Genomic DNA, 7,127 nt, shown 5'->3' on the forward strand with positions numbered 1-7,127 from the left:
ACCCGCCGCTAGGCACGAAGGGCAGGTGAAGGCCGTCGTGTGACGGGTCGGGGGTACCGCAATCCGGTGCCCCCGGCCCGCCGCCGGGCCGAGAGCAGTGCTCGCATATCTCATCAGGCGGTTCGCCGCCGCCATCGTGATGCTGCTGATCGTCATGCTCGTGACGTTCGGCATCTTCTTCCTGGTTCCCAAGTGGACGGGCGTCGACCCGGCCACCATGTACGTCGGCAAGCAGTCCGACGCAGCTGCTCTCGAAGCGGTCCGCTCCAAGCTGGGTCTCGGCGACCCGATCTTCGTGCAGCTCTTCGACTTCGTGAAGGGCATCCTGGCCGGCCGCGACTACACCGGCGGCGGCTCGACGATCCACTGCGACGCCCCGTGCTTCGGCTACTCGTTCAAGAACGAGCAGGCGATCTGGCCGGTGCTCAAGGACCGCTTCCCGGTCACGCTGTCGCTGGTCATCGGCGCGGCCATCCTCTGGGTCGTCTTCGGTGTCCTGACCGGCGTCGTCTCCGCCCTCAAGCGCGGCTCGCTGTGGGACCGGTTCTCGATGACCGTCGCCCTGGCCGGCGTCTCGCTGCCGATCTACTTCACGGGCCTGCTCTCGCTGGCGATCTTCACCTACGGCCTGCACTGGCTCGACGGCCAGTACGTGCCCTTCAGTGATTCACCAGGCGGCTGGTTCAGCGGTCTGCTGCTGCCCTGGATCACCCTGGCCTTCCTCCAGGCCGCGATGTACGCCCGCCTCACCCGGGCCACCATGCTCGAAGTGATGGGCGAGGACTACGTCAGAACCGCCCGCGCCAAGGGCCTGAGCGAGTCCACCGTCATCGGCAAGCACGCCATGCGCTCCACCATGGCGCCGATCCTGACCGTGCTCGGCATGGACATCGGCGCCCTGATCGGCGGCGCGATCCTGACCGAGACCACCTACAGCATCCCGGGCCTCGGCCAGGCCGTGCTCCAGGCCATCAACGACCGGGACCTGCCGGTGATCCTCGGCGTCACGCTGATCACCTCGGCGGCGGTGATCTTCGCGAACCTCGTCGTGGACCTCCTGTACGCCGTGATCGACCCCCGAGTGAGGCTCGCATGACCGACCTGAACAAGACCGGCGCCGCCGTCGGCGAGCCGGTCGCGACGGAGCGGCCCTCGAACGCCTTCCTCGACGTGCGCGACCTGAAGGTGCACTTCCCGACCGACGACGGTCTGGTCAAGTCCGTCGACGGGCTGAGCTTCTCGCTGGAGAAGGGCAAGACCCTCGGCATCGTGGGCGAGTCCGGTTCCGGCAAGTCCGTCACCTCGATGGGCATCATGGGCCTGCACACGGCCGGCCAGTACGGCAAGCGCCGGGCCCGGATATCCGGTGAAATCTGGCTCAACGGCCAGGAGTTGCTCTCCGCCGACCCGGACGAGGTGCGCAAGCTGCGCGGCCGGGACATGGCGATGATCTTCCAGGACCCGCTGTCCGCGCTGCACCCGTACTTCACCATCGGCAAGCAGATCGTCGAGGCGTACCGCGTCCACCACGACGTCGACAAGAAGACCGCCCGCAACCGGGCGATCGAGATGCTCGACCGGGTGGGCATCCCGCAGCCCGACAAGCGGGTGGACTCCTACCCGCACGAGTTCTCGGGCGGCATGCGCCAGCGCGCGATGATCGCGATGTCCCTGGTGAACAACCCCGACCTGCTGATCGCGGACGAGCCGACGACCGCCCTCGACGTCACCGTCCAGGCGCAGATCCTCGACCTGATCCGGGACCTGCAGAAGGAGTTCGGCTCCGCGGTCATCATCATCACCCACGACCTGGGCGTCGTGGCCGAGCTGGCCGACGACATCCTGGTGATGTACGGCGGCCGGTGTGTGGAGCGCGGCCCCGCGGAGAAGGTCTTCTACGAGCCCCGCCACCCGTACACCTGGGGCCTGCTGGGTTCGATGCCGCGCATCGACCGCGAGGAGACCGAGCGCCTCATCCCGGTGAAGGGCTCCCCGCCGTCCCTGATCAACATCCCGTCCGGCTGCGCCTTCAACCCGCGCTGCCCGTACGCCGATGTGCCCAAGGACAACATCACCCGGACCGTGCGTCCCGAACTGGCCGACGGCGGCAGCGGTCACTGGACCGCCTGCCACATGACGCCCGACGAGCGGGAGCGCATCTGGACCGAAGAGATTGCGCCCAAGCTGTGAGCGAGGACAAAGGCGTGACGGACAACGAAGCGGCGATTCCCGCGCAGAGCAAGGGTGCGGTCCTGACCACGTCGGGGTCCGCCAAGGAGGCCGCCCCGGGCGAGGTACTGCTCAAGGTCAGCGGTCTCCAGAAGCACTTCCCGATCCGCAGCGGTCTGCTCAAGCGGCAGACCGGTTCGGTCAAGGCGGTGGACGGCCTCGACTTCGACGTGCGGTCCGGCGAGACGCTCGGTGTGGTCGGCGAGTCCGGCTGCGGCAAGTCGACGATGGGGCGGCTGATCACCCGGCTGCTCGAACCGACCGGCGGCACCGTGGAGTTCGAGGGGCAGGACATCACCCACCTCGGGGTGCGCGGCATGCGGCCGATGCGCCGCGACGTGCAGATGATCTTCCAGGACCCGTACTCCTCGCTGAACCCGCGGCACACGGTCGGCGGCATCATCTCGGCGCCCTTCAAGCTCCAGGGCGTCGAGCCCGAGGGCGGCGTCAAGAAGGAAGTGCAGCGCCTGCTGGAGGTCGTGGGCCTCAACCCCGAGCACTACAACCGCTATCCGCACGAGTTCTCCGGCGGCCAGCGCCAGCGCATCGGCATCGCCCGCGCGCTCGCGCTCAAGCCGAAGCTGGTCGTGGCGGACGAGCCGGTCTCCGCGCTCGACGTGTCGATCCAGGCGCAGGTGGTCAACCTGCTCGACGACCTCCAGCAGGAGCTCGGCCTGACGTACGTGATCATCGCGCACGACCTGTCGGTCATCCGGCACGTGTCGGACCGGATCGCGGTCATGTACCTGGGCAAGATCGTGGAGTTGGCCGACCGCAAGTCCCTGTACGCGGCGCCGATGCACCCCTACACCCGGGCCCTGATGTCCGCGGTGCCGGTGCCCGACCCCAAGCGCCGGGGCATGAAGAGCGAGCGGATCCTGCTCAAGGGCGATGTCCCGTCCCCGATCTCGCCGCCGAGCGGCTGCCGGTTCCACACCCGGTGCTGGAAGGCGACCGAGCTCTGCAAGACGCAGGAGCCGGTGCTCGTGGAGCTGAAGCCCGGTCAGCGGGTGGCCTGCCACCACCCGGAGAACGCTCCGGACCAGGCACCGGGCGAGGCGGTGCTGCCGGAGGCCAGGGAGTCGATCGAGATCGTGACGATCGGCGAGGCTGCGCCGGTGGGCGCGGAGGGCGCGGCCGAGGCGGAGCCGGTGGCCGAAGCGGCACCCGTGGCCGAGGCGGCACCCGTGGCCGAGGCGGAGCCGGTGAGCGAGGCGGCGCCGAAGGTCGAGAAGCCGGCGGCCGGGACCGACTCGACGCCCAAGGGCGAGAGGCCGGCAGCCGGGGCCGACGCGGAGACCGGGGCCGGCTCGACGGACGGGGCCGACTCGGCGGACGGTGAGGGCGGAACCGGACCGGAGGGCACCGCTCAGGAGTCAACCGGCAAGTAGGCCATGACAGTTCGGCAAAGTCATGTCCATGCCGAAGCGGGAGAGTGCAGAGTCTGCGTGACCGTACCTACGGCACGTTCGAAGGGCAGGCTCACATGGCACTCTCCCGTTCGGCACGTCGCACCTCCCGCTGGCTCTCCCTCGCCACCGCGGTGGCCGCCGGGTTCACCATCGCCGCGGCACCCGCCGCCTCACCCGGCGCCCCGGGCATCGGCGACCCGTACTTCCCGAACATGGGCAACGGCGGCTTCGACGCCCTGCACTACGACCTCGGGGTGAGCTACAACCCCGATTCGGGGCGCCTGGACGGGCGCACCACGGTGACGGCGCGGGCCACCCAGAACCTGTCGCGCTTCGACCTCGACCTCCAGAAGCTGACGGTAGACGCGGTGCGGGTGAACGGGAAGCCGGCCGACTTCAGCAGAACCGGTGACGAGATCGTCATCACCCCGCGCCACCGGATCAACCGGGGCCAGGAGTTCGAGGTCACCGTCGTGTACGGCGGGGTGCCGCAGGCGCTGAACGGGCCCATCGTCTTCGGCTCGGACTACGGCTGGATGAAGACCAAGGACGGCGTCTTCGTGGCCTGCGAGCCCAACGCCGCCTCCACCTGGTTCCCCTCCAGCGACCACCCGTCCGACAAGGCGACGTACGACATCCGCATCGACGCCCCCAAGGGCCTCACCGGCGTCTCCAACGGCCGCCTGGTGGACTCCCACGACCGCGGGGGCCGCTCCTACTACCACTGGCGCGAGTCCAGGCCGATGGCGACCTATCTGGCCACCGCGTCCATAGGCAAGTTCGATGTGAAGACGGGCCGTACGCCCGGCGGTACGCCCATCTACGTGGCCATCGACCCGGTGCTCGCCAACCAGAACAAGGTCGACGTGTACGCCGTGACGGCCGAGGCCACCGACTACTGGTCGAAGACCTTCGGGCCGTACCCCTTCGAGGTGACCGGCGCGGTGGTCGACGACATGCCGCAGGCCGGGTTCTCCCTGGAGACCCAGTCCAAGCCCAGCTATTCGGCGGTGCGTTCCGAGTCGACCATCGTGCACGAGCTGGCGCACCAGTGGTTCGGCGACTCCGTCTCGGTCGCCCACTGGGACGACATCTGGCTCAACGAGGGCTTCGCGACGTACGCCCAGTGGCTGTGGGCCGAGCACCGCGGCACCCGGAGCGCGCACGACTCCTTCCTCGCCGCCTACAACTCGATCCCGGCCGACGACGACTTCTGGAAGATCGAGGTCGCCGATCCGCAGCGCGACACGATGTTCTCGGACGCGGTCTACGAGCGCGGCGCGATGATGCTCCAGGAACTCCGCGAAACCATCGGTGACCGGGCCTTCTTCAAGCTGCTCCCGGCCTGGACCAAGGCCCACCGCTACCAGAACGCCGACACCGACGACTTCGTCCGGCTGGCCGAGAAGGTCTCGGGCAAGCAGCTCGACGGCCTCTTCGACAAGTGGGTTCGCGACACGGGCAAGCCCGCGCTCTGAGCCCGGCGGGTGAGGGGGAGTGCTCCGCGATGAGTAAAAATGCGGGGTGCTCCACTCACTGTTCAGTCCCTCCGTCCAGCACGCGCTGGACCTCGTCGGGATCTTCGTCTTCGCGATCTCCGGCGCGCTGCTCGCCGTGCGCAAGAACTTCGACGTGTTCGGCATCGCGGTGCTCGCCGAGGTCACCGCTCTGGGCGGGGGACTGTTCCGCGACCTCATCATCGGGGCGGTGCCCCCGGCCGCCTTCACCGACCTCGGGTACTTCGTGACCCCGCTGCTCGCCACCGTCCTGGTCTTCTTCCTGCACCCCGAGGTCGAGCGCACGCAGACCGCGGTCAACGTCTTCGACGCGGCGGGGCTCGGCCTGTTCTGCGTCGCGGGCACCACCAAGGCGTACGACTACGGGCTCGGCCTCACCTCGTCGGCGGTGCTCGGTCTCGCGACGGCGGTGGGGGGTGGTGTGCTGCGCGACGTCCTCGCCAACGAGGTGCCCTCGCTGCTGCGCTGGGACCGCGACCTGTACGCGGTGCCCGCGATCGTCGGCTCCACGATGATCGTGCTGTTCATCCGCTTCGACCTGCTCACCGCCGGGACCAGCGGGCTCGCCGCGGCCACGGCGTTCGTGCTGCGCATCGCGGCGCTGAAGTACCACTGGCGTGCGCCGCGGGCCTGGAACCGGCGGAGCTCGACGCTGGAGGAGGTCTGAGCCGGAGGGGTTCGAGGGCGCCCTGCCCGTCCGGCGAGGGGGCAACCCCAGAAAGCTACCGCTCAGTAATTTATCGGTGTACGGTGCTGCCCATGGCACAGGCATCGTCACCGGTACTCCCCGCCGCGATCGGGGACAGCGAGTTCGACCGCGACACCGCGGTCACCCTGCGGGAAGCGGGGGTCTATGACGCCGAGCTCTCGGCGGGCTGGACCATCATCCACGCCGTCAACGGCGGCTATCTGCTCGCCCTGCTCGGCCGCGCGCTCGGCGACGCGCTGCCGCACCCGGACCCGTTCACCGTCTCCGCGCACTACCTCACGCCGTCCGTGCCGGGGCCCGCGGTCATCCGCACCCAGGTGGTACGCACCGGCCGCACCCTCTCCACCGGACAGGCCTCGCTCTTCCAGTACGACGAGAGCGGTGCGGAGGTCGAGCGCATCCGGGTCCTCGCCTCGTACGGAGACCTCGACGCGCTCAGCGACGACGTGCGCACCACGGCGAAGCCGCCCGCCATGCCGCCGCTCTCGCACTGCATCGGCGCCACCGACGCGCCCGACGGCAGCCGGCCGCCCATCCCCGGCAGCTCGGCGATCACCGACCGTCTGATGCTCAAGCTCGACCCCACGACGCTGGGGTGGGCCGTCGGGGCGCCCTCGGGCAAGGGGGAGATGCGCGGCTGGTTCGGGCTCGCCGACGGGCGCGACGCGGATCCGCTCTCGCTGCTGCTCACGGTGGACGCGCTGCCGCCGACCTCCTTCGAGCTGGGGCTCAAGGGGTGGACGCCCACGGTCGAACTGACCGCGCACATCCGGTGCAGGCCGGCGCCGGGGGCGTTGCGGGTGTCCATCACCACGCGGAATCTGGCCGGGGGGTTTCTTGAGGAGGATGCCGAGGTCTGGGACTCGGCGGACCGTCTGGTGGCCCAGTCCCGCCAACTGGCCCGGGCGCCCCGAGCCTGAGCCCTCTGCGGGGCTCGCCCGCCCCCGGGGGGGTTTGCCCACCCACCCGCCCGTGCAGGGGGTCGGATAGGCCCGGCCCCCTGGGGCTCCGCCCCAGACCCCGACGGCGCTTGCCCACCCGCCCGCCCGTGCGGGGGGTTGGAGGGCGCCTGGCCTTGGGGCTCCGCCCCAAACCCCGGGGGGTTCGCCCACCCGCCCGCCCGTGACGGGGGTTGGCTGGCCCGGCTCCCTGGGGCTCCGCCCCAGACCCCGGGGGGTTTGCCCACCCGCCCGCCCGTGCAGCGGGTTGTACCGGCTGAGCCCTGGGGCTGCGCCCCAGACCCGCTGAGGGGCTCCGCCC

The 7,127-nt window shown here is 70.1% G+C and carries 6 protein-coding genes; all 6 read left to right on the top strand.

Annotation, left to right across the window (positions count from 1 at the left end):
• Nucleotides 1–97 precede the first annotated feature (97 nt).
• The 6 genes from ACGF3I_RS23325 to ACGF3I_RS23350 all read left to right on the top strand — a co-directional run bounded on the left by ACGF3I_RS23325 (nucleotide 98) and on the right by ACGF3I_RS23350 (nucleotide 6,787).
• Nucleotides 98–1,096 (top strand): ABC transporter permease, encoded by a 999-nt coding sequence (locus tag ACGF3I_RS23325; protein ID WP_393134964.1) that lies wholly within the window; start codon nucleotides 98–100, stop codon nucleotides 1,094–1,096.
• A complete protein-coding gene (locus tag ACGF3I_RS23330; RefSeq protein WP_393134966.1) occupies nucleotides 1,093–2,190 on the top strand; it encodes an ABC transporter ATP-binding protein in 1,098 nt (365 codons plus the stop codon). Before ACGF3I_RS23325 ends, ACGF3I_RS23330 begins: the two co-directional genes overlap by 4 nt.
• Before the next feature lie 14 nt (nucleotides 2,191–2,204).
• Nucleotides 2,205–3,620: an ABC transporter ATP-binding protein gene (locus ACGF3I_RS23335; RefSeq protein ID WP_393134968.1), complete on the top strand. Its 1,416-nt coding sequence runs from the start codon at nucleotides 2,205–2,207 to the stop codon at nucleotides 3,618–3,620.
• A gap of 95 nt (nucleotides 3,621–3,715) precedes the next feature.
• Nucleotides 3,716–5,119 (top strand): M1 family metallopeptidase, encoded by a 1,404-nt coding sequence (locus tag ACGF3I_RS23340; protein WP_393134970.1) that lies wholly within the window; start codon nucleotides 3,716–3,718, stop codon nucleotides 5,117–5,119.
• A 46-nt stretch (nucleotides 5,120–5,165) separates the two neighbouring features.
• Nucleotides 5,166–5,825 (top strand): trimeric intracellular cation channel family protein, encoded by a 660-nt coding sequence (locus ACGF3I_RS23345; protein WP_393134972.1) that lies wholly within the window; start codon nucleotides 5,166–5,168, stop codon nucleotides 5,823–5,825.
• Nucleotides 5,826–5,917: 92 nt separating this feature from the next.
• Nucleotides 5,918–6,787, top strand: a complete 870-nt coding sequence (locus ACGF3I_RS23350; RefSeq protein WP_393134973.1) for a thioesterase family protein — start codon at nucleotides 5,918–5,920, stop codon at nucleotides 6,785–6,787.
• Nucleotides 6,788–7,127: the final 340 nt, after the last annotated feature.

Origin of the sequence: Streptomyces sp. NPDC048111, from assembly GCF_043202815.1 — a bacterium.
Classification (GTDB): domain Bacteria; phylum Actinomycetota; class Actinomycetes; order Streptomycetales; family Streptomycetaceae; genus Streptomyces.